The sequence below is a fragment of the Xanthomarina sp. genome, from assembly GCF_035306705.1.
Classification (GTDB): domain Bacteria; phylum Bacteroidota; class Bacteroidia; order Flavobacteriales; family Flavobacteriaceae; genus Xanthomarina.
The window spans coordinates 1-23,700 of the sequence record NZ_DATGNO010000101.1; the positions used below are offsets into that span (position 1 = coordinate 1).

17 protein-coding genes are annotated in these 23,700 nt (G+C 37.1%); 10 read left to right on the plus strand and 7 right to left on the minus strand.

Going from position 1 to position 23,700, the window contains the following annotated elements; genetic code table 11:
• The first annotated feature begins 1,224 nt into the window (after nucleotides 1-1,224).
• Both VKY47_RS08945 and VKY47_RS08950 read left to right on the plus strand, forming a co-directional pair.
• A complete protein-coding gene (locus VKY47_RS08945) occupies nucleotides 1,225-1,668 on the plus strand; it encodes a LexA family protein (protein WP_324312133.1) in 444 nt (147 codons plus the stop codon).
• Between the two features lie 30 nt (nucleotides 1,669-1,698).
• Nucleotides 1,699-3,510 carry a sodium:solute symporter family protein gene (locus tag VKY47_RS08950; RefSeq protein WP_324312135.1) on the plus strand — a complete coding sequence of 604 codons (1,812 nt, stop codon included), beginning with the start codon at nucleotides 1,699-1,701 and terminating at the stop codon, nucleotides 3,508-3,510.
• 60 nt (nucleotides 3,511-3,570) lie between these two features.
• Here the strand turns inward: VKY47_RS08950 and VKY47_RS08955 are convergent, their stop codons facing one another.
• From VKY47_RS08955 to VKY47_RS08970, 4 genes are all read right to left on the minus strand, one after another.
• Nucleotides 3,571-3,864, minus strand: a complete 294-nt coding sequence (locus VKY47_RS08955) for a F0F1 ATP synthase subunit delta/epsilon (protein WP_324312137.1) — start codon at nucleotides 3,862-3,864, stop codon at nucleotides 3,571-3,573.
• 70 nt (nucleotides 3,865-3,934) lie between these two features.
• Nucleotides 3,935-5,443, minus strand: a complete 1,509-nt coding sequence (gene atpD / locus VKY47_RS08960; RefSeq protein ID WP_324312138.1) for a F0F1 ATP synthase subunit beta — start codon at nucleotides 5,441-5,443, stop codon at nucleotides 3,935-3,937.
• Between the two features lie 203 nt (nucleotides 5,444-5,646).
• Nucleotides 5,647-7,152 carry a G-D-S-L family lipolytic protein gene (locus VKY47_RS08965; RefSeq protein WP_324312140.1) on the minus strand — a complete coding sequence of 502 codons (1,506 nt, stop codon included), beginning with the start codon at nucleotides 7,150-7,152 and terminating at the stop codon, nucleotides 5,647-5,649.
• Between the two features lie 19 nt (nucleotides 7,153-7,171).
• Nucleotides 7,172-9,922: a TonB-dependent receptor gene (locus VKY47_RS08970; RefSeq protein WP_324312142.1), complete on the minus strand. Its 2,751-nt coding sequence runs from the start codon at nucleotides 9,920-9,922 to the stop codon at nucleotides 7,172-7,174.
• Between the two features lie 415 nt (nucleotides 9,923-10,337).
• On the opposite strand from VKY47_RS08970, the gene VKY47_RS08975 reads away from it, so the two are divergent.
• Nucleotides 10,338-10,562: a hypothetical protein gene (locus tag VKY47_RS08975; RefSeq protein ID WP_324312144.1), complete on the plus strand. Its 225-nt coding sequence runs from the start codon at nucleotides 10,338-10,340 to the stop codon at nucleotides 10,560-10,562.
• Between the two features lie 4 nt (nucleotides 10,563-10,566).
• Here the strand turns inward: VKY47_RS08975 and glmS are convergent, their stop codons facing one another.
• Genes glmS through VKY47_RS08990 form a run of 3 tightly spaced genes read right to left on the minus strand, consistent with a single transcriptional unit; the run spans nucleotide 10,567 to nucleotide 14,852 of the window.
• Entirely contained in the window at nucleotides 10,567-12,414 is a 1,848-nt protein-coding gene (gene glmS, locus VKY47_RS08980; RefSeq protein WP_324312146.1) for a glutamine--fructose-6-phosphate transaminase (isomerizing), read from the minus strand.
• A gap of 6 nt (nucleotides 12,415-12,420) precedes the next feature.
• Entirely contained in the window at nucleotides 12,421-14,019 is a 1,599-nt protein-coding gene (locus tag VKY47_RS08985) for a BamH family beta-barrel-assembly machinery protein (RefSeq protein ID WP_324312147.1), read from the minus strand.
• A 23-nt stretch (nucleotides 14,020-14,042) separates the two neighbouring features.
• Nucleotides 14,043-14,852, minus strand: coding sequence for a glycogen/starch synthase (locus VKY47_RS08990; protein ID WP_324312149.1), 810 nt, complete (start codon nucleotides 14,850-14,852; stop codon nucleotides 14,043-14,045).
• A 107-nt stretch (nucleotides 14,853-14,959) separates the two neighbouring features.
• Between VKY47_RS08990 and panC the strand changes: the two genes are divergently transcribed.
• From panC to VKY47_RS09025, 7 genes are all read left to right on the plus strand, one after another.
• Nucleotides 14,960-15,808 carry a pantoate--beta-alanine ligase gene (panC, locus tag VKY47_RS08995; RefSeq protein WP_324312150.1) on the plus strand — a complete coding sequence of 283 codons (849 nt, stop codon included), beginning with the start codon at nucleotides 14,960-14,962 and terminating at the stop codon, nucleotides 15,806-15,808.
• Between the two features lie 13 nt (nucleotides 15,809-15,821).
• On the plus strand, nucleotides 15,822-16,172 hold the full coding sequence (panD, locus tag VKY47_RS09000) for an aspartate 1-decarboxylase (protein ID WP_324312152.1): 351 nt from the start codon (nucleotides 15,822-15,824) through the stop codon (nucleotides 16,170-16,172).
• A 1-nt stretch (nucleotide 16,173) separates the two neighbouring features.
• Entirely contained in the window at nucleotides 16,174-17,160 is a 987-nt protein-coding gene (locus VKY47_RS09005; RefSeq protein WP_324312154.1) for a lysylphosphatidylglycerol synthase transmembrane domain-containing protein, read from the plus strand.
• A gap of 66 nt (nucleotides 17,161-17,226) precedes the next feature.
• Entirely contained in the window at nucleotides 17,227-18,375 is a 1,149-nt protein-coding gene (locus tag VKY47_RS09010; protein ID WP_324312156.1) for an alpha/beta hydrolase, read from the plus strand.
• A 64-nt stretch (nucleotides 18,376-18,439) separates the two neighbouring features.
• Nucleotides 18,440-19,798 carry a DNA repair protein RadA gene (gene radA / locus VKY47_RS09015; RefSeq protein ID WP_324312158.1) on the plus strand — a complete coding sequence of 453 codons (1,359 nt, stop codon included), beginning with the start codon at nucleotides 18,440-18,442 and terminating at the stop codon, nucleotides 19,796-19,798.
• A gap of 150 nt (nucleotides 19,799-19,948) precedes the next feature.
• A complete protein-coding gene (locus VKY47_RS09020) occupies nucleotides 19,949-21,697 on the plus strand; it encodes a tetratricopeptide repeat protein (RefSeq protein ID WP_324312160.1) in 1,749 nt (582 codons plus the stop codon).
• A 208-nt stretch (nucleotides 21,698-21,905) separates the two neighbouring features.
• Nucleotides 21,906-23,700 (plus strand): class I tRNA ligase family protein (locus tag VKY47_RS09025; protein WP_324312162.1); only part of this gene is annotated, 1,795 nt, incomplete at its 3' end.

Here is a 23,700-nt window from a genome sequence, read left to right on the forward strand (position 1 = left end):
GGTATGAATAGTGCATGGCCAGTTCACATAAACCTTCCCGCATAATTGTCAGGCAAAAAATCCAAATTAAACTTGAACTTGCCCGCCTGCCGGACAGGCAGGAACTCGAACCTGAACACCACGCCCGAGACTAAAAACGATGATTTTTTAATTAAAGACCTATTTGTTATTTTCAGGCGGAGTCAGTATCCCCGCGAGGGGATTATAGGGGTGTTTGATACTGCATGGATAAGGTATGAATAGTGCATGGCCAGTTCACATAAACCTTCCCGCATAATTGTCAGGCAAAAAATCGAAATTAAACTTGAACTTGCCCGCCTGCCGGACGGGCAGGAACTCGAACCTGAACACCACGCCCGAGACTAAAAATTATAATTTTTTAATTAAAAACCGATTTGTTATTTTCAGACGGAGTCAGTATCCCCTCGAGGGGATTATAGGGGTGTTTGATACTGCATGGATAAGGTATGAATAGTGCATGGCCAGTTCACATAAACCTTCCCGCATAATTGTCAGGCAAAAAATCCAAATTAAACTTGAATGAAATGTGGCGTTTAGAATTTTATAATCTAATATTAAAAACAGCAAATCCAAACGGAAACAACTACTAGAATCCAAACGCTCTCCTATGGCTTTCCCATACCTTTCCCATGCCTTCCCTATGGTTGTCCTATGACTTCCCTATGCCACCCTATGAGAATGGTATAATAATCACCAGGAACCTAACCATAGCTCCCGAGCTCCTCCCTTTAGGTAAAGAAGCCTGCCCGAATTCCGGACAAAACGAACGGAAGGCGGAGGTGGCTAGCCCGAGGACAGTAGGGCTAGACGTAGCCTACCTGCCGATAGAACTAAAAGGAGACCTTCCTTTTACTAATACGATACGGTACAACCTAACTGGGGAGTTTGAAAACTACAACTGCAAACTGGGACTAAAAAACAGTCCTCTTTTCGCCCCTGCTTGCCTTGCGAGAGAATATCAACTCCCCGTCAACACCATAGCCTCTCCGCAAGAGTAAAAGTCCCCTTCGGGGATTTAGGGGCTTTTCGGGATAAAATACACCCCGCTTCCACCCATAGTATGGTTTAATTTATTAAATTGACGCTCCTAACAACATAAAAACCACAAAGCGGTCTCTCATATTTGGAATAAGCCCCAAAAACCTAAGGTTCCAAGAAGATACCACTAGTTTTGTTAGGATTATTAAAACAGAACTAACAATCATGATGCGAAACAAACACCAAAACCTCGACTTTTTCTCTCCCGATTTTTCAAATCCATCTGGAGCGGTTTTTATGGATACCGGAATTTCTGCGGGATTTCCTGCACCAGCGGAGGATTTTAAGGAAGATGAAACCCTCTCTATAGACAACCTATTGGTAAAGAACCGGAAAACAACTTTTTATGCACGTGTTAGCGGTCAAAGCATGATTGGTGCTGGTATGGACGATAACGATTTATTGGTTATTGATAGAAGTTTGGAACCGGCACACAATAAAATAGCGGTTTGCTTTTTGGACGGCGAATTTACCGTAAAACGCTTGCGAGTTGAATTGGATGGCGTTTGGCTACAACCCGAAAACCCGATGTATCAACCCATTCAAATTACCGAAGAAAACGATTTCGTTATTTGGGGCATTGTAACCAACGTGATTAAAAAAGTATAACACATTCCGCTAAAAAAACTACGATTACTTATGGTAGAATTGTCCTCGTTCGACGTTATTTTAATACTTACCTTCTTTGCAATCACGCTCTTTGTTGGGATTTACGTGTCTAAACAATCCGGAAAATCCGCAGCGGAATACTTCCTTTCAGGACGAAACATGCCTTGGTGGCTATTGGGAGTTTCTATGGTGGCCACGACCTTTTCTACCGATACCCCAAACTTGGTAACAGATATTGTTAGAACCAATGGCGTTTCTGGAAACTGGGTTTGGTGGGCTTTCTTGCTCACCGGCTTATTAACGGTGTTTGTTTATGCCAAGCTGTGGCGTAAATCGCAGGTTACTACAGATATCGAGTTTTACGAATTGCGCTATGGCGGAGCTCCAGCCCGTTTTTTAAGAGGTTTTCGAGCTGTTTATTTAGGAATTATATTCAACATTCTGGCCATGTCGGCCGTAACCTTGGCAGCCATAAAAATTGGCGCCATCATGCTGGGCTTACAGCCTTGGGAAACCGTGATTTATGCAGGAACCATTACCGTTATTTTTAGTGCCTTAGGAGGCTTTAAAGGCGTTGTTTACACCGATTTCATCTTGTTTTTCACCGCCATGGCAGGGTCTTTGGGAGCTGCCTATTATCTGGTAGGTTTACCGGAAGTAGGAGGTTTGGAGGCCATGCTACAACATGAAAACGTAGCAGACAAATTAAACATGTTACCAGATTTTAGTAACACCGAAGCGCTCATTACTTTGTTGATTATTCCTTTGGCAGTACAATGGTGGAGTTCTTGGTATCCTGGAGCAGAACCAGGTGGGGGAGGTTATATCGCCCAACGCATGTTGGCGGCTAAAAATGAAAACCATGCCATTGGTGCCACCTTCTTTTTTAACATCATGCATTATGCCTTACGTCCGTGGCCTTGGATTATTGTGGCCTTGACCTCCTTGGTGGTTTTTCCAGATATTGCTAGTATCCATGAAGCCTTTCCGTTGGTTGCCGAAGACAAATTAGGACATGATTTGGCCTATTCGGCCATGTTAACCAAACTGCCAAGTGGGTTGCTTGGTTTAGTTCTAGCGTCCTTGGTAGCAGCTTATATGAGTACCATTTCCACCCATTTAAATTGGGGAGCCTCCTATATAGTCAACGATTTTTACAAACAACAAATCAATAAAAATGCCTCCGAAAAGCAATTGGTAGCTGTAGGTAGGTCGGCAACTGTCCTCCTAATGGTTTGCTCTGCGCTTTTGGCTTTGGTATTAACCAATGCCTTGCAATTATTTGATATTATCTTAATGTTTGGTGCGGGAACGGGCTTGATCTTTATTCTGCGTTGGTTTTGGTGGCGTATCAATGCTTGGAGTGAAATCTCGGCCATGTTTGTGTCTGGAATTGTTTCCATCTTATTAAACTTCACCGAGCTAGGAGCTTATTTTTTCGGAACGGAAGGGCTTTTTCCTGCATGGGCAAAATTCCCAACCGTGGTGTTATTAACAACCATAGTGTGGGTAGCCGTAACGTTTTTAACCCAAGCTGAAAGTAAAGTGGTGTTACAGAATTTCTACAAACGCATTCAACCGGGAGGTCCAGGATGGGAGAAAATTGTTTCCGAAGCACGCGAAGAAAACATCGAATTGGTGGACTCCAAAGAGGGGTGGAGCGTCCCTTCTGGTATTTTGGCCATGTTGGTAGGTTGCGCCTTAATTTACAGCAGCATGTTTGCCACGGGATACTTTATTTATGGCGAATATACCTCTGCCTTCTTGCTTACGGGAGCGGCCATTATATTTGGATGGCTTCTTGTAAAACTCTGGAAGAAGATTAAAGTAAACATCCTATAAAACAAAAGAGACTGTCTTTATGGGACAGTCTCTAAGATATACTATAATGTTTTAGACAGTTTAGTCAACTAAGATAATCACTTTGTTATCTTTCAACTCAACAGTTCCTGAGCTGATTCTTAAAAGCAATAACTTGTCGTTGTCTTTATGAGGTATTATTTCTGCAGGCAACTCATCAAACACCAAATGACTTTGGGTGTGGGTATGAATCCTTACAGTACCTTCTTTTAAGAGAGAAACAATAGGTGCGTGGTTTTTCAACATTTCAAACTCGCCTTCTACTCCAGGAACAACAACCGAATCCACTTCGTTACTAAATAAGGTGGCTTCTGGTGATACAATTTCTAAATACATTTTTCTTTTAGTTATGAGTTAAGAGTTATAAGTATGAGATTCCATACAGAACCTGAAACTTGGAACTTGATTAAACTTCCGCAAGCATTTTCTCTCCAGCCTCGATAGCTTCTTCAATAGAACCTTTTAGGTTGAAAGCCGATTCAGGTAAGTGATCTAAATCTCCTGCCATAATCATATTAAATCCTTTAATAGTTTCTTTAATATCAACTAAAACTCCTGGTATTCCAGTAAATTGTTCAGCTACGTGGAACGGTTGAGATAGGAAACGTTGTACACGTCTTGCTCTACCAACAGCCATTTTATCTTCTTCAGATAATTCTTCCATTCCAAGAATGGCAATAATATCTTGTAATTCTTTATAACGTTGTAATAACTCTTTTACGCGCTGTGCACAGTCGTAATGCTCAGCTCCTAAAATGTCTGCAGTAAGAATTCTTGATGTAGAATCTAATGGATCCACAGCAGGATAAATTCCTAACTCAGCAATTTTACGAGATAATACAGTAGTAGCATCTAAGTGGGCAAAAGTTGTTGCCGGCGCAGGATCCGTTAAATCATCCGCAGGAACATAAACGGCCTGTACAGATGTAATAGAACCTCTTTTAGTGGAAGTAATACGCTCTTGCATGGCACCCATTTCAGTTGCTAAGGTTGGTTGGTAACCTACAGCAGATGGCATACGCCCAAGTAATGCAGATACCTCAGAACCAGCTTGTGTAAAACGGAAAATATTATCTACGAAGAAAAGAACGTCTTTTCCTTGTCCTTCTCCAGCACCATCACGGAAATACTCAGCAATAGTTAATCCAGATAGGGCCACACGAGCACGAGCTCCAGGAGGTTCGTTCATTTGTCCAAATACAAAAGTAGCTTTAGATTCTTTCATAACGGTTTTATCAACTTTAGATAAATCCCAGCCACCATCTTCCATAGACTTCATGAAATCATCACCATAACGGATAATTCCAGACTCTAACATTTCACGAAGTAAATCGTTTCCTTCACGAGTTCTTTCACCTACTCCTGCGAAAACAGAAAGACCTCCGTGTCCTTTTGCAATATTGTTAATCAACTCTTGAATCAATACGGTTTTACCAACACCAGCGCCACCAAATAATCCAATTTTACCTCCTTTTGCATAAGGCTCAATTAAATCGATAACTTTAATACCAGTAAATAAAACCTCTGTAGATGTTGATAGATCTTCAAATTTAGGCGCTTGTCTGTGAATTGGTAAACCAGCATCACCTGCTTTAGGTAAGTTTCCAAGACCATCAATGGCATCGCCAATAACATTAAATAAACGTCCATAGACATCTTCGCCAATTGGCATTTGTATAGGCGCTCCAGTAGCGTGAACTACTGTTCCTCTACTTAAACCGTCAGAAGAGTCCATGGCGATAGTACGAACGGTATCTTCTCCAATGTGGGATTGTACCTCTAATACTAAAATGGAACCATCGGTCCTTCTAATTTCTAATGAATCGTAAATCTTTGGAAGTTCAGCACCAGCTCCGAATTCTACATCGATTACTGGACCTACTATTTGTGCAACTTTACCTGTAACTTTTGACATTACTATTATGTTTATTTATTTCCTAAATGTTTCATCTGAAAAAACTTAGAATATATCTCGATGGATATATGCGTTTTTTCGCGCTGCAAAGATAGGAGTTTTAATTTAAAAACCACAGCTATTTTTTTGCCTTTTTAAGCACAAAAAACGCCTTCCATCACGAATACGGATGGAAGGCGTTTTTAAAGTGTTTTTTACTTATATTATTGTAAGGTAGGCGGATAGTTTGTAGGATAGTTTCCAGGATCTAGGAAATTCCCCGAAGCTTCAAAGTTAGATCCGTATGCCACATCAATAGCTCGCATCATTTCATTGGCCATAACCGAATAACCTCTGGCTGTTAAGTGAACACCATCTAAACTTACCAAACCACCTCTAACTAAATCGGTTGTTAGGATGTAGTTTCCTGAAGGATAACCAACAGTAGCTGCTTGTATTAAAATACCTTTAAAATCAACCATAGCCAGATTTTTAGAAGCCGCTACAGCTGCTATAGTCGCGTTATAGGCATCTGTAGCCGTTTTTATAGCTTGTTGCTCTTCTGGTGTTAATACCCATTTATCTCCTAAAGGAACCGCTACACCATTAATGGACATCGGGTTTCCAGGAATCGCTTCTGTTCCAATAAAACTTGAAGCAGGTAATACAATTAAGTCGGTAGCCGTAGCTTGTCTCATGCTTACTAATGACGGATTGATTCCAGTTAAATCGGTTAAATCTTCATCCAAAATAACCACAGCATTAGTTGCAGAAGCTGTAAACGAAATGGTTCTTTTCGCAATTTCAGCATCGGCATCTGCTTGTGTAACTGCTCCTATTCCTACTAAATAGGCAAAAGCTTGGGCAATACCACCATTATATGGCGCATAAGCTCCATTTACAACTGCAGCAGTTCCTGCATCCATTGGGATTGGGTTATAAGGAACCGTAGTGAAATGTGATAAACTAGTAATATAAGGTACGTTAGCTACAACACCTTTGGCGCCATTAGCCGTTAAAGCGTCAACAGCAGCCGAAAAAGAAGCAGCAAATACGTTAGGGTCGGTAATATCATTACCACCATAAGTTGCTGGGTTCGTGTTTCCAGTTTGATCAACTCCTGTTCCTCCTGAAGTAGCGTAAGACAAAACATCGTTTCCACCTATTTCAGATAAAGTGAAAAACGTTGGGTTTTGACCTACAGCATCTCCTAAAACTGTTGCGCCAGGGCTAGAAGCCATACGTCCGAAATACGGATTTGCAGTTCCATATCCAGGTACACCCATGTGAAAACTCTTAAGACCAGGAATACCATAGTTGTTAAAAGAACCTGATAAGTGATCTGTAATTTGAGTTGTTGGGGTTGCTGGCAATAAAACTGGACCAGTACCATTAAAGTACAATCTTGGATTAGCAACAACTGTTGCGCCCATAACAAAACCACCAATATTATCGTTCATTAATGGTTGGTTAAAACTACCTCCTCCTAACAGATCAAACTTCTTTGATAAGATGTTTGGAAAAGAGTTTTCTTGAGCAGCAATAAATAAAGCGTTGTCTGTAAATCCTGCCGAGAAAGAGGCTCCAACAGCTATATAGTTGGAGAAATCTGCCTCTCCGGTAACTAGTGCCGGATAAACTGGGGCTGGCGTGGTGGATGAATCATCGTCGCTGTCACAAGCTGTAAAGCCCATTAGGACAGCAAGTAACCAGATATATTTTGTTTTCATATTAAATTTTTTCATGATATTATAAGTTATTAATGGTCCATGATACGTAATAGATAGATCCAATATTACCAGTACCAATGGCAGTAAAGTACTCTTCACCTAAAACATTAGATGCACCTACTTTAAATACCGATTTAATTTTTGGAACCGTATAATTGATTTGTGCATCCATAGAATGGAAAGCAGGGATGTCTCCATCTCCAAAAGAAGCTTGCCAGTAGTAGGCATCACTCCATTTCCAAGCCACGTTAAAACCTAGGTTTTTAATAACTTCTGTACGTCCAAAAGATACTTTTACTTTATGCTCTGGAGTGTTAAAGCCCGTTCTAAAATCTGGATTGGCATTTTGATCGAAATCTTCTTTAGCATAGGTATAACTTCCATCTAAATCGTAGCCATTAAGCACTTTCATTCCAAGTCCAATAGCTGCTCCGTAAGATTTTACAGCTACATCCGAGTTGGTATAAGATTGGTACACTTGGTAATCGCCATTTGCTAAAGCACCAAGCGATAAGCCATTGTCTCCAGCTATTCCGTATAAAGGAGCCACAACGTATTCAGTAGAAATAAAGTCTTTGTATTTGTTGTAGTACACACTTAAATCTACAGTTACTAGGTCTAATTTTCCTCTATATCCAACTTCCATAGACGTTACTTGTTCTGGTTGTACAACATCAGGATTTGCAACAATTAAATCGGCTGGATTTGAAGATGCTCCAAAGTTTTCAACTGATTTACGGGAATACGAGTTGGTATAAGCAGCACCTCCCGTTTGGGTGATGGTAGTAGGTTGACCAAAGGCTATTTGTCCAGCGGCACTTACAGGATAGTCTCTAGTATATCTGTCTAAGTTTGCAGGAGCAGAACCAACTAACACATAAGGTCCAGCATTAAGTCCAATAAATAAATCTTGTGTGGTAGGATTTCTAAATCCAGTTTGAACAGATGCTCTAACGTTATGATTTCTCTTTATGGTTAATCCAGCAGAAAGTCGTGGAGATACGAAACCATCAAAGAACTCAGATTTATCGTAACGGGCAGAACCTGTTAATTTCAATTGTAAATCTTCGTTTAAATCAAATTGCTTTTGAAGTTGTGTATAAATACCAAATTCAGAATAGGGAATTGAACCGTCGTAATCTGTATAAATAGTTCCAGACGAGTTTAAGTCGTAGCGTCTATATGATCCACCTGCTTGCACTTCTACAACATCCCAAAGATGGGTAAAATTATAGTTAGCATCTGCATGGTAATATTTAGAAGCATCTTGAAATTTAGATCCTGTTATTAATTGTGGGTCGTTGATACTTCTTTCGAAAGCCGCTTTAAACTGTGGAGATCCTGGTTCAAATCTTCCTGTTTCTGCAGCTTGTCTTGCCATAGCATGCGCTTGAGATTCTGTGGCTCCTCCTAAAGTGGCGCCGGCAAACGTGTTAATATAGTCTCCAAACCAAGCTTGGTCACTCTTCCATGCTCTGTTAATTTGGATTCCTGTCATGGTCATATCGTAAGAATCACCTGCTTTATCTGCAACCAAATAACCTCTTACAAAAAAGTTGTTATTTCTAAACTCAATTTTATGTTGTTCTTGGAAAAAGTTGTCGATATGGTATCTGTTAGATCCTTGGTAGATGGTAGATCCTGTACCTACTTTACCTACATAGGCAACTTCAAAATCGTTCGCCCAAGGACGGTAGTATAATCCCCAGTCAGCTTTAACACTTTCTGCGTTATAATCTGTTAAATCTCTTTCTTCATATCCGGTTCTACTTACTACTACGTCTGGAATAATACCAAGGCCTCCTGAGGCAGCACGTATGTTTGTAGAAACCTCATCACCATAAACATTGTACCCATCGTAGTTTAAGCTAGCTCTTGTGTCTCCAGTACCAGGCTTTCCTTTGTAGTTTGTAGCATACCAATCTGTTCCTTTTAACCAACCAAAGTTTACTTTAGCAGCAAATTTATCGCTGAATTTATGGGCTATTCTAACACCAACGTCTCTATAGGTATTGTCTCCAGCAGCATCTTGAGAGGTAATTCCTTGCTTGTAATAACCACTAATCCCTTGTACATCGAACGGGTTTTTACTTCTCATAAAAAGGATTCCGTTAAAGGCGTTCGCTCCATATAGTGCAGAAGCTGCTCCAGGAAGTAACTCGACACTTTGTACGTCTGTTTCAATCATCCCTACCAAGTTTCCTATTGGGAAGTTTAAAGCAGGCGTAGAGTTGTCCATCCCATCAACCAATTGCATAAAACGTGTATTTGCAAAAGTGGCAAACCCTCTCGTGTTAATGGAATTAAAGGTTAAACTGTTGGTGTTAATATCAACACCTTTAAGGTTTTCTAGACCACCATAGAAATCTGGAGAAGCGGTGTTCTTGATTTCTTTTAAACCAAAACGCTCTACAGTTACTGGCGATTCGAAAATTCTCTCTGGGGTTCTTGAAGCAGAAATAACTACTTCGTCCAGTGATGTTCCTTCCTTAAGTTCAAAATTAATAGTTTGGTTGTTAGCTGTAACTTCTTGACTTACGGTACTGAATCCAACATTACTTGCTTGCAAGGTAAATGGAGGTTGTTTGCTGACAGTTAAAAAATAGTTTCCATCGAAATCGGTAACAGTACCAGTCGATGTTCCTACAATAATAACGTTTGCTCCAGGAATTGGCTGCTTGTTTTCATCAGTAACAGCTCCTGAAATTGTTGTTTGCGAATAAGATATCCCGCAAAAAAACAACAATAAAAGTGAAAGGATTGATTTCATTTTATAGTTTTAGTTAATTATTAATTGATTTAGTTAATTTATTATTAGGCAATATAAATAATATTATGAAAACTTTATGATGTTTTGGATGAAAATTATGCACGCATAACATTTTTAACAAAAACGTGCTTTATTTTCCGATTTTGTTAATAGAATGTTGATATTGTTGAGAATGTGATTTTCGGGATAATAGAATACTATTTAAAAATTAGTCCAGACGCGTTAGGACTTATGCGTAGAAAAAGGTTGGTTTATTATTTAAAACTTAATCGAACGCCCTTTTTTCCAAACTTATTTAAATGGGTTGAGGTTGGGTGAAGTCGATAAAATTAGAAGGTCTTTAAAATCATGACAAAAATCAATTGGGATGATTGTTTATGTCATAGGGTTAAATGGGTGTTCCTAGCCCAGGCAAGTGGAGTATAACAACTACCTGCTTATAGAATATGAGGATTATTTAAACAAACCAAAAGAGGTACTGCAATTTATAGAAAATGAAATGGGCATGCGCTTCGATTTCTCTGGTATAGTGCCGTTTTCAAATAACATACACGTGGATACCACCAATTGTGATACAGAATTGTTGGCAGCCACGGATGATGTCTATAAAAGCCTGCAAAAGCAGAAGCTTAAATTTTAAAATTTTATTCTACAGTTACCGATTTTGCCAAATTTCTAGGCTGATCCACATTTTTACCTAATAACACAGCAATGTGATAGGATAGTAATTGTAAGGGTATGGTAGTTAATAAAGGAGATAATGACTCTAAGGTTTCTGGGACTTCAATGACGTAGTCCGCTAACTTCTGAACATTTGTGTCTCCTTCAGTAACAACGGCAATGATCTTTCCCTGTCGTGCTTTTATTTCCTCAATATTGCTAACAATTTTTTCGTAGTGCCCTTTTTTGGTTGCAATAACAATTACTGGCATATTTTCGTCAATTAAGGCGATAGGACCGTGTTTCATTTCGGCCGCTGGGTAACCTTCTGCATGGATATAGGAGATTTCCTTTAATTTTAAAGCGCCTTCCAAAGCTACTGGAAAGTTATAACCTCGTCCTAAATACAAACAGTTTCTAACGTCTTTGTATTTGTTGGCTATCATTTTAATGTGATCTTCAGATTCTAGTGCTTTTTGTACTTTTTCTGGAATCAGCTCTAATTCTTGTAAATGAGATCTGAATTCCGGATTTGAAAGCTCACCTTTTAATTTAGCTAGTTTTAAAGCAATTAAGGTTAAAATGGTTATTTGTGTGGTAAATGCTTTGGTAGATGCCACGCCAATTTCTGGACCTGCATGCGTGTAAGCTCCTGCATGAGTTTCTCTAGCAATGGAAGATCCCACTACATTACAAACTCCAAATACAAAAGCACCATGGGCTTTGGCTAGTTTTATAGCAGCCAAAGTATCGGCTGTTTCACCAGATTGTGAAATAGCAATGACTACATCTTTATTTGTAATTACAGGATTTCTATATCTAAATTCTGAAGCGTATTCTACTTCTACTGGAATTCTTGCAATGTCTTCAAAAATATACTCTGCTACCAAACCGGCATGCCAAGAAGTACCACAAGCCACGATAATGATTCGAGGAGCATTTAAAAACTTTTCGATATTATCGTCTATTCCAGCCATTCTAATTATGCCTTCTTTAACAAGAAGTCTTCCTCTATAAGTGTCTCTAATGGCATTAGGTTGCTCGTAAATTTCTTTCAACATAAAGTGATCGTAACCACCTTTTTCTATTTGCTCTAAATTCATTTGTAGTTCTTGAACATAAGGATCTACCAAAGAATCGTCTTTTATTTTTCTAATTTTTATACCTTTATTGGCTCTAATAACTGCCATTTCTTCATCTTCTAAATAAATGGCGTTTTTAGTGTATTCTAAGAAAGGAGTGGCATCGCTGGCAATAAAGAATTCATTGTCGCCAACTCCAACAGCTAATGGGCTGCCTAATCTTGCAATAACAATTTCGTCTGGTTTATTTACATCAAAAACAGCTATCGCATAAGCACCAATAACTTGATTTAAGGCTACTTGGACAGCTTTTCCTAGTTTTAGGTTTTCTTTTAACTTAACGTCTTCTATTAAATTAACAAGAACTTCGGTATCTGTATCCGATTTAAAAACATAACCTCTTGTAATAAGCTCTTTTCTAAGCGAGTCGTAGTTTTCTATAATCCCGTTGTGAATAATGACCAAATCTCCAGAATTGGAGTAGTGTGGATGTGCATTAATATCGTTTGGAACTCCATGTGTTGCCCAACGTGTGTGTCCAATTCCAATGTTTCCTTTTGTAGACATACCGGTTTTAACCTTTGCTTCAAGATCGGCAACCTTTCCTTTTGTTTTACAAACATTTAGATCGTTACCATCGTATAGAGCAATCCCGGCACTGTCGTATCCGCGATATTCTAGCCTTCTTAAGCCTTCAATAATAATTGGAAAGGCCTCTCTCTGGCCAATATATCCTACAATTCCGCACATAGCTTTTTAATTATCTGGTTGGGTATAATATATTTGTAATTGAACTCTTTTGTTTTCTGGAACATTTAGACTACTACCATGTAAAATCGTTCCTTTTGGAGATAGGGCTGTTCCAATAGGAATGCCTTCTAAATCATCATCATTTAAAATAAAAGAATTATTAATTTCGTTAATGTTAGAGGTAAGATACAGCCCCAATTGGAAATTGGTAGAGTCTTTTAGTAAAATATTATTTAAATGCTCCGTCATCCGTATTTTATATTTCACACCTTTACCAATAGCATCTCTATCTAACTTAGATGAGTAATTAAGTTTGGAATCTACCGGATTGGTTGTATTGGTCGTGGTATCGAAAAAATAATCAATAATTGGAATGTTGTTTTTTATATCGTAAAGAACAACTCGATTTGGTTGTACATCTTTTTCAACTCCAGTCAAGTCTTGATCGACATAAAATATTAAATTGGCTTCATTTATTAAGCGACTAGGCTTTCCGTTGGCATCTTTATATAGTAAATTAAACTCTTCTAATACCGTTGGGTCTTTAAACAGTTCAACCATAGCTATAGCGCCTTCTCCTCCTTTTAAATAAAGGGTTGGATCTCCATTTACCATGTCGGCACTAGTATCAAGATTATTTAATAAAGAAATGGCTATTGGGTCTAGAGTCATGGTACTCGCTCTATTCGCTCTAAAATTCATGATAAACTTATTGTTTCTAACTAGTTCACCATCTACGGTATTATTGTAAAAAACCGTTAGGTTAGCCGCTGAGCTATTAAAGTTTAGCAGAATGGCATTACCATCATTAAGTCCGTTTTGAAGTTCTATTTTAAAATATAAGCCTCTAAAATAGTCTTTAAAGTTATTTGGATTGCTAAGTACAGGATTTCCTTGCTTGTCAAATAATAAGTTTTCCCAAAAGTTACCACCTGGGTTTAAAAGCGGCACATGTAAGCTAGGAGCAATTTTACCGGACTCTACTGGATCTCCATCTTCATCTTGCTCATAAAGTATTATTTCAGAATCGCTGGGCAGAAACGTATCGGTTTGATAAAGTATCTCTCCTAAATTACTAGGGTTTCCAAATTCGCTGTTGTTTGAATAATACAATTGCGGATCGGTATCCTCCGTGGCTGCGTTAAAGTCTCTTAAAAAATAGTTAGACCTATATACAGTTAATTTAACAGCGGTTTCTCCGTAAAGTGAGTCTAATTCGTATTTTGATACTTCTCCCAAAGTGCCCGTTTTTGTGGCATAATAAGGAATGGTTAAATAGGCATTAACAAATTGCGGATTTGTTCCAAATTTTGGATTGTAATAGCCGTTGGCGGGTACTATTTGCGTTAAAATCTCATTGGTTGTTGAACCATAAATAGGATCTGAATAAATACCCAAAAAGTTAGATGGAAAATTATTAGTCTGTAGGGGTTTTATTCTTTTATTATAAGCAACTACGGCAAACTTATCGCTGTTGGTTTCAAAGTTTTCAGAACCTTCAATATCGCTTTCTAAGGAACTATAATCATTGTCACAAGCAATAAAAGCAAATCCGATTAGAGATAAAACGCTTATAAATTTTGAAATTTCAAGGACTTTTTTCATAAATATAATATGGGGTAATTAGACTAGCCTAAAACTTTTGTGTTATAAAAATCCATATAAGCTTCTCCAAATTCATCTTTGGATTTATAGTCAAGTACGGGTTTTTTAGAATCTTTTAAATGTTTGCTTAATTCGTCTGGAATCTCTTCTGAACCTATAATCAAGGCATCAGAATGATCGATTGCAATTTTCATTAAGCTGTTGTACGTTGGTTCTTTTAGATCTTTAATAAAAGAATCTTCAATATTATCAAACTTGATTTTGTTAATCAAGTCCTTATTTAACGTGCCTTCGAAACTTTGATTGTATATAGACGTCACTATTTTACTTTCGTTAAATAAAGGTTCGTCTTTATAATATTGCTTTAGGTACAATGGCAATAATGATGCCAACCAGCCATGAACATGAATAACATCTGGGGCCCAGTTTAATTTTTTAACGGTTTCTATAACACCTTTTGCAAAAAAAATAGCGCGTTCGTCATTATCTGGAAAAAGAGCACCATCCTCATCGGTTAACGTGGCCTTTCTTTTAAAATATTCGTCGTTGTCAATAAAATAAACCTGAATGCGTTCCTTTGGAATAGATGCTACTTTAATTATTAAAGGCATGTCTAAATCGTTAATAACCAAATTAATTCCTGAGAGTCTAATTACCTCATGCAATTGGTGTCTTCTTTCATTAATATTCCCGTATCTTGGCATAAAAATCCGTATTTGCCCACCTTGTTGGTTCACCATTCTAGGTGCTTCAAAGGACATGGAAGAAATTTCGGTTTCTGGTAAATAGGGTACAACTTCAGATGATACGTATAATATCCTCTTATCTTTCATAAACGTAATGCTTTTGGGTAATTCAAAATAAAATCACGCAAAAATACAAAATTTTATGCAGATTCGCTGTAAAATATTAAGTTTGCACGCGTTAATATTTTTATAAGGTGAAGATTTTTTCAGAAAAGACCCAAATTCAAAATGCCATTAAGCAAATCAAGACCAGAGATTTGTCTGTTGGCTTTGTCCCAACTATGGGAGCACTACACGAAGGACATTTGTTTTTGGTGAAAGAAGCTTTAAAGGATAATCAAGTAGTGGTTGTGAGTATTTTTGTCAACCCAACTCAGTTTGATAATAAAGAAGATCTCAAAAAATATCCTAGAACTTTAGAGAAGGATGTGGAACTATTAGAAAGTGTTTCTAAAGACATTCTTGTTTATGCGCCAACCGTAAATGATATTTATGACGGACAAGCGGTAGCAGAAGAATTCAATTTTGATGGCTTGGAATTTGAAATGGAAGGTAAATTTAGAACAGGACATTTTGATGGCGTTGGAACAATAGTTAAGCGTTTGTTGGAAATTATTACGCCAGATAATGCGTACTTTGGAAAGAAGGATTATCAGCAATTGATGATTATAAAAAAGTTAGTCGAAAAACGTCAAATTCCAGTGAAAATTATTGGCTGCGATATTTATAGAGAAGCTAATGGCCTGGCCATGAGCTCTAGAAATGTACGTTTAAAGGAAGATTACAAAGAAGCTGCGCCTTTTATTTATAAAACATTAAAAACTGCCAAGGAAAAATTTGGCACGAGAAGTGCTAAGGAAGTTACAAAATGGGTTGAAAATGAATTTGCTAAGCACCAGTTTTTAACATTGGAATACTTTATTATTGCCGATGCAGAAAACTTGAAATCCGTTAAAAGAAAATATAAAAATAAAACATATCGTGCGTTTGTTGCTGTTTATGCAGACGAAATTCGGTTAATAGACAATATAGCACTTAATTAATTACCTTTGCCACATGCAAATACAAGTTGTAAAATCTAAAATTCACAGAGTAAAATGCACGGGTGCAGAATTACATTACATTGGTAGCATAACTATCGATGAAGATTTAATGGATGCTGCCAATATTATTCAAGGTGAAAAAGTCCAAATTGTAAATAACGACAATGGAGAGCGTTTGGAAACATACGTAATTCCTGGTCCAAGAAACAGTGGGGAAATTACATTAAATGGTGCTGCTGCTAGAAAAGTATCCGTTGGAGATACACTCATCTTAATGACCTATGCCTTCATGGACTTAGAAGAGGCTAAAGTGTTTAAGCCAGCTTTAGTATTTCCAGACGAGGCCACCAACAGATTGATATAAATTGAATCAAACAGTTAAGAAATACCTAAAACTTCTGCTCCCAATTTTGTTGGGAGTTTTTTTAATAGGCTATTCTTTATCTAAAGTTCCATTAAACGAACTGTTTGAATATTTTAAAAATGCCAATTATGCTTGGATAGGTTTTGGTATGTTTTGTGGCTTGTTAAGTCATTTGTCCAGAGCTTATAGATGGCGTTTTCAATTGGAACCATTGGGTTATAAAATTGCCTATAGCAACAGCGTTATGGCTGTTTTTTCTGCTTATTTAATAAATTACACCATTCCTAGGGCAGGAGAAGTTGCCAGAGCTTCTATTTTAACAACGTATGAAGGCGTTCCGTTTGAAAAGGGTTTTGGAACCATCGTGGCAGAACGCGTGGCCGATTTAATAATTATGGTTGGTATTATTGGGATAACACTTTTTATCCAATTCGATTTTATCTATCAGTTTTTTGTTCAAAAATTCAATCCTTTGCTCATTATTTTAGGCTTAAGCTTTTTGGCCATTTTTACATTTATTGGCTTTAAGTATATTAAAACCAGTACTTCGGCCATAGCATTAAAAATAAAAAAGTTCTTAATAGGACTTTTGGAAGGAGTTTTAAGCATCTTTAAAATGAAAAAGAAATGGGCTTTTATTGCACATACTCTTTTTATTTGGAGCATGTATATTGCCATGTTTTACCTAACTACTTTTTCTATAACCGAATTGCACGGAATTTCTTTTGGAGCTATTTTAATAGGTTTTATTTCTGCAACCTTTAGTATTGCCGCTACCAATGGAGGTATTGGTTCTTATCCAATTGCCGTATATGCAGCTTTTTCTCTTTTTGCCATTCCAGAATCGCCAAGCATGGCTTTTGGTTGGATTGTTTGGTCCTCGCAAACTTTACTTATTGTTTTAGCTGGTGGACTTTCCTTAATTTTATTGCCTGTTTTAAACAAGAATAAACAAGTAGAAATCGAAAAGAATAAAGATGAAGTTTAAATGGCTATTATTTTAAATCTTATTGGTATTTTATTACCTTGCATGGCATCCTTAACCATGTAAAAAATGAAAAAACTCATCTATCTATTTGCTTTTCTTGTTTGTGTGCAAATTGTAAGCGCACAGGTAATTTACGAGCCATTTAATTCTTCAAAACTTGGGGGAACCCGCCAAATAAAAATTCAATTGCCTAGAGGTTACGATGCTTTTCCAAATAAAAAATATCCTATAATTATGGTATTTGATGGCGATTATATGTTTGAGGCTGTTTCTGGAAACGTCGATTTTTACGCTTATTGGGAAGATATGCCAGACGCCATAGTAGTTGGTATCAATCAAGTAGATACTAGAAGTGCAGACGTAAGTTATTCTGAAATAAATTCATTGCCAATTGATGCTGGTGCTGCTTTTTTCGAGTTTGTTGGAATGGAATTAATACCATATTTAGATAAAACCTATAGAACCGAAAAGTTTAGAGTGGCTATTGGACATGGTGAAACCGCTAATTTTATAAATTATTTCTTATTAAAAGGCGATCCGCTTTTTAAAGCCTATATAGCCATAAGTCCAGATTTAGCGCCAAATATGATGACTTATATTCCTGAAAGATTAAGCAAATTTCAAACAAAGATATTTTATTATTTAGCAACTTCAGATAACGATGTGGCTACTATAAAAGCAAGATCAGAGGCCTTAAACACAGCTATTACTGGAATAGACAGCAAGAATGTACTGTACAGTTATAAGAAATTGGAAGAACCTTCACATTATTCTTTGCCAGTTTATGTCATTCCAGATGCTTTACGAAAAATATTTCTTATATACCAACCTATCAGTAAACAGGAATATAGAGACACAATTTTAAAACTAGAATCGTCTCCAGTGGTTTATTTAGAGGAAAAATATCAAACCATTTTAGATTTATTCGGAATTGATAAACAAATTCTTTTAAACGATTTCAAAGCTATTGAAGCGGCTATAGAAAAAACGGAGAAGTACGAATATTTTGAGGATTTAGGAAAAATAGCTAGAAAACAATATCCAAAAACTATGCTTGGTAGTTATTATTTAGCCAGATTCTATGAGGAAACTGGAGAGTCTAAAAAAGCCATGAAAACCTATCAATCGGCTTTTGTTTTAGATGAAATAGGAGGGATTACGAAAGATTTGGTTTTAGAGAAAGCCGATGAAATTAAAGCAGATTTCGGGTATTAATACAAAGCCTTTTTAGTAAATAAGACTCTAAATTATAAGACTCCCATTTTCATGGGGAATGACTATGGCTAAAGTAAAAACAACTTTTTTTTGTCAGAATTGTGGTTCGCAATATTCCAAATGGCAAGGACAATGTACCGCTTGTAAAGAATGGAATACCATTACGGAAGAAGTCATCCAAAAAGCAGAAAAAAGCGATTGGAAAACACCAACTTCAGTTTCAAAACGCGTCTCAAAACCTTTGTTAATTAACGAAATTGATACCTCTCAAGAAGCAAGAATGGTAACAAGCGACCAAGAGTTTAATCGCGTGCTTGGCGGGGGTATTGTTCCTGGATCGTTAATATTATTAGGTGGAGAACCTGGAATTGGTAAAAGTACTTTAATACTTCAAATAGCTTTAAAATTACCTTACAAAACCCTATATGTTTCAGGTGAGGAAAGTCAACAACAAATAAAAATGCGCGCCGAACGGATCAATCCAAACAGCAGCAATTGTTACATTCTTACCGAAACAAAAACACAAAACATCTTTAAACAAATTGAAGCTTTAGAGCCTGATATTGTGGTTATAGATTCCATTCAAACGCTTCATAGTGAATATATAGAATCGTCTTCTGGAAGTATTTCCCAGATTAAGGAATGTACCACCGAATTGATAAAATTTGCAAAAGAAACAGCTACTCCAGTCGTTTTAATTGGTCATATAACCAAAGATGGAAACATTGCGGGGCCAAAAATCCTGGAACACATGGTCGATACAGTTTTACAGTTTGAAGGCGATAGAAATCACGTGTTCAGAATCCTTCGAGCCAACAAAAACCGTTTTGGTTCTACCAACGAATTGGGTATTTACGAAATGCAAGGTTCTGGTTTGCGAGAAGTGTCCAATCCGAGTGAAATTTTAATCTCCAAAAAAGATGATGAGCTTTCAGGAAATGCTGTTGCCGCAACCTTGGAGGGCATGAGGCCATTAATGATAGAAGTTCAAGCCTTGGTAAGCACGGCTGTTTATGGTACACCCCAGCGTTCGGCAACTGGTTTTAATGCCAAGCGCTTAAACATGCTTTTGGCCGTTTTAGAAAAACGTGCCGGATTTAGATTGGGTGCAAAAGATGTGTTTTTAAATATTACAGGCGGTATTACTGTAGACGATCCAGCCATTGATTTGGCAGTGGTTGCAGCTATTCTGTCCTCCAATGAAGACGAAGCCATTCAAAAAGATTTTTGTTTTGCGGCTGAGGTAGGTTTATCTGGAGAAATCCGCCCAGTTCAACGTGTGGAACAACGCATTCTGGAAGCTGAAAAATTAGGTTTCTCAACCATTTTTGTTTCTAAATACAATAAAATAGCCTTAAAAAATACAGCCATTAAAATCCAATTGATTTCTAAAATCGAGGATTTGGTTGAGTTTCTTGTCTAAAATTACTTTCAAACATTCAGTTTCATTTTTGCTAGGAAACCCATAAAATCATCTTCAAAATAATAGCCAAGCAAGTAATTTGTTCTTTAAGCATTGAATTATCATATTGTAAAAATGCTTAAATTGCAGTAATCAACCACTTTAGGCATCATGAAGCTAATAGATTTCTTGGCCGAACTCCAACGTCGAAACGTTATTAAGGCTGCCATTTCATATGTGGTATTTTCATGGGTGCTAATTCAAGCAGCTTCCATATTATATCCCGTCATGGGTTGGGGTCATGACGCCGTTCAAATGACTTTAATCGTGCTTTTAATTGGTTTTCCCGTATGGATTGTTTTTGCTTATATATTTGAGTGGACACCAAAAGGTTTTAAGAAGACGGTCGATGTGGAAACAGAGATTTCCATAGCTAAGGTCACGAACAAAAAACTGAATGGTATTATAATAGCGGGACTATCCTTGGCCGTATTACTATTGGTTGCCGATCGGATATTTAATTTCACAAGTGCCGCAAAAACCAAAATTGGCAACGATAAGTCTATAGCTGTTTTAGCCTTTGTGGACATGAGTCCAAACAAGGATCAGGAATATTTTAGTGATGGCATTAGTGAAGAGCTTTTAAATATTTTAGTTAAAATCCCCAATCTAAAAGTAATAAGTAGAACCTCTTCTTTTTCATATAAAGACAAACATCTAAAAGCTACAGAGATTGGTAAAGAATTAAATGTGTCACATATTCTTGAAGGTAGTATACGTAAAGCGGGAAATACAGTTCGTATTACAGCACAGTTAATTAATACAACTGATGGTTCGCATGAATGGTCTCAAGCATACGATCGAAGTTTGGATAGTATTTTTAAAGTTCAAGAAGAGATTGCCCAAGAAGTCGGAAATCAGTTGGAATTATCCATTATGGGTAAAATAAATTCACTAAGAACACCAGTAACCGAAGCCTATAATTTATACCTACAAGCCAAACATTTAACCTATCAAAATAGCAAAGAAAGTTACATTCTGGCTGAAGAGCTTGTAAAACAATCCATTGCTATAGATTCCAGTTATTCGAATTCTTGGGAATTATTGGCTAATATTTACGATTCCGGATCTTATAATTTCAGTATTGGAGATACTCATGAAAGTAATATTAAAGGAATAAAAGCAGTAGAAAAAGCTATAGAAATTAATCCAAATAACGCTAATGCTTATGCAACACTTGCAAGCTTACAAAGTAGAATCTGGAAGTTTGAAGCTTCGGCAAAAAACATGAAAAAAGCATTAGAATTAGAGCCAAATAACGCCGTAATTATAGGAGTAGCAGCTTTAATGACTTTTGGGAATATAGAAAAATCCATTAGATTGCTTAAAACAGCTATAGAATTAGATCCATTAGTGTATACAAATTATTATAATTTGGGGGCTGCCAATTATAAGTTGAATCGTCTGGATGAAGCTATGGAGGCGTTAAATAAGTTTTCTATATATTATCCTAATATACAGATTCTGCATTATATGAAGGCCAAAGTGTTGTTGGCTCAAGGCCATATGGAAGAGGCTTTGGCAGAAAATGATAAAGAAACACACGAGTTTTTTAATTTGTACGGAAAAAACTTTATTTTATTTGCAATGAAAGGAAAGGCAGGAACAGAATTGATTTTTAAAGAATTTATTGAAAAGTACAGCAATTCCGATCCATCAAATATGGCAGATTTATATGCCTTCAGAGGAGATTATGATACGGCTTTTGAATACTTGAATAAAGCATTTTTAATAAAAGACCCTGTATTGTTAGAAGCTTTAGCCTATCCATCGTTTCAACCTATGTATAAAGATTCGCGTTGGAAAGCATTGATAAATAATATGGGCTTGCCAGCCGATCAAGGATATCATTTGAACTAAAACTAGTTTTTATTTGCCAATAAATAGGGTTTATTTCTGTTTTTTCTAGCTTAAATAATCAGTTTCAGCTTGTGATATTTTTGTTTGTCACCCTTTATTATACCATTAGTAATCAGCTAAGTGTATAAATTCGGGATTTCATGGCTTTTTCAATGTCTATTTTCCTAAAAATCATTATTTTCGCGGGTCGAAAAGAATGAATGATATCATGAGTAGAAAATTCCCTGAGTATAAAGGACTTGACTTGCCAAATGTAGCTAATGAAATAAGCACATATTGGGAAGAAAACAACATATTTGAAAAAAGCGTTACCACAAGAGAAGGCAACAAACCGTTTGTGTTTTTTGAAGGTCCTCCTTCAGCTAACGGACTTCCAGGAGTGCATCACGTGTTGGCTCGTGCTATTAAAGATATTTTCCCTCGTTACAAAACCATGAAAGGATTCCAAGTTAAGCGTAAAGCTGGTTGGGATACACATGGTTTGCCAATAGAACTTAGTGTTGAAAAGGAACTAGGAATTACCAAAGAGGATATCGGGAAAACCATTTCTGTAGAAGTTTATAATGAAGCTTGTAAAAAAGCGGTCATGCGCTATACAGATGTATGGAACGACCTAACCCAAAAAATGGGCTATTGGGTAGATATGGACAATCCATACATTACCTACGATCCAAAATACATGGAATCGGTTTGGTGGTTGTTAAAGGAAATCTATAACAAAAACCTACTTTACAAAGGGTATACCATTCAGCCGTATTCACCAAAAGCAGGAACAGGATTGAGCTCGCATGAGTTGAACCAGCCTGGAACCTATCAAGATGTTACAGATACAACGGTTGTGGCACAGTTTAAAGCCAATGAAAAATCACTTCCAGAGTTTTTACAAAATGAAGGTACTATTTATTTCTTGGCTTGGACAACAACACCATGGACGCTTCCAAGTAATACCGCTTTAACGGTTGGACCTAAAATCGATTATGTTTTAGTAGAAACCTACAATCAATATACTTTCGAACCAATAAACGTTGTTTTGGCCAAGCCATTAGTAAACAATCAGTTTGATAGTAAATTTAAAAGAGTAGAATCAAAACCAGACTTATTAGATTATAAATCTGGGGATAAACAAATTCCATATTACGTAGTAAAAGAATTTAAAGGAAATGAATTAGTTGGCATCACCTACGAGCAACTTTTGCCTTACGCCTTGCCAAACGATAACCCTGAAAATGCGTTTAGAATCATTTCTGGAGATTTTGTAACTACCGAGGATGGTACTGGAATTGTACATACAGCGCCAACTTTTGGAGCAGATGATGCCTTGGTCGCTAAACAAGCCAAACCAGAAGTACCGCCAATGTTGGTGAAAGACGACCATGGAAATTTGGTGCCATTGGTGGATTTACAAGGAAAGTTCAGACCAGAAATGGGTGAATACGCCGGTAAATACGTAAAAAACGAATATTACGATGATGGCGAAGCTCCAGAGCGCTCGGTAGATGTGGAATTAGCCATTAAGTTAAAAGAAGAAAACAAAGCCTTTAAGGTTGAAAAGTATAAACATAGTTATCCAAATTGCTGGCGTACAGATAAACCAATCCTTTATTATCCTTTAGATTCTTGGTTCATTAAAGTCACAGATGTTAAGGACAGAATGTTCGAATTGAACGAAACCATCAACTGGAAACCAAAATCGACCGGAACAGGTCGTTTTGGAAATTGGTTGGCCAACGCCAACGATTGGAACTTATCGCGTTCGCGTTATTGGGGAATTCCGTTGCCAATTTGGAGAACAGAAGATGGTAAAGAGGAGATTTGTATTGGTTCTGTAGAAGAACTTAAGCATGAAATGAAACGTGCCGTTCAGGCAGGTGTTTTAGCAAAAGATATTTTTGAAGAGTTTGAAGTAGGAAACAATTCTGAAGAAAACTATGCTAAAATCGATTTGCATAAAAACATTGTTGACGAGATTGTATTAGTTTCTCCTTCTGGACAACCTATGAAAC

Excerpts from the sequence above, each read along its gene's own strand:
- VKY47_RS08945 (WP_324312133.1), top strand. The coding sequence starts at position 1,225 with ATGATGCGAAACAAACACCAAAACCTCGACTTTTTCTCTCCCGATTTT.
- VKY47_RS08950 (WP_324312135.1), top strand. The coding sequence starts at position 1,699 with ATGGTAGAATTGTCCTCGTTCGACGTTATTTTAATACTTACCTTCTTT.
- VKY47_RS08955 (WP_324312137.1), bottom strand. The coding sequence starts at position 3,864 with ATGTATTTAGAAATTGTATCACCAGAAGCCACCTTATTTAGTAACGAA.
- atpD (WP_324312138.1), bottom strand. The coding sequence starts at position 5,443 with ATGTCAAAAGTTACAGGTAAAGTTGCACAAATAGTAGGTCCAGTAATC.
- VKY47_RS08965 (WP_324312140.1), bottom strand. The coding sequence starts at position 7,152 with ATGAAAACAAAATATATCTGGTTACTTGCTGTCCTAATGGGCTTTACA.
- VKY47_RS08970 (WP_324312142.1), bottom strand. The coding sequence starts at position 9,922 with ATGAAATCAATCCTTTCACTTTTATTGTTGTTTTTTTGCGGGATATCT.
- glmS (WP_324312146.1), bottom strand. The coding sequence starts at position 12,414 with ATGTGCGGAATTGTAGGATATATTGGCCAGAGAGAGGCCTTTCCAATT.
- VKY47_RS08985 (WP_324312147.1), bottom strand. The coding sequence starts at position 14,019 with ATGAAAAAAGTCCTTGAAATTTCAAAATTTATAAGCGTTTTATCTCTA.
- VKY47_RS08990 (WP_324312149.1), bottom strand. The coding sequence starts at position 14,852 with ATGAAAGATAAGAGGATATTATACGTATCATCTGAAGTTGTACCCTAT.
- panD (WP_324312152.1), top strand. The coding sequence starts at position 15,822 with ATGCAAATACAAGTTGTAAAATCTAAAATTCACAGAGTAAAATGCACG.
- VKY47_RS09010 (WP_324312156.1), top strand. The coding sequence starts at position 17,227 with ATGAAAAAACTCATCTATCTATTTGCTTTTCTTGTTTGTGTGCAAATT.
- radA (WP_324312158.1), top strand. The coding sequence starts at position 18,440 with ATGGCTAAAGTAAAAACAACTTTTTTTTGTCAGAATTGTGGTTCGCAA.
- VKY47_RS09020 (WP_324312160.1), top strand. The coding sequence starts at position 19,949 with ATGAAGCTAATAGATTTCTTGGCCGAACTCCAACGTCGAAACGTTATT.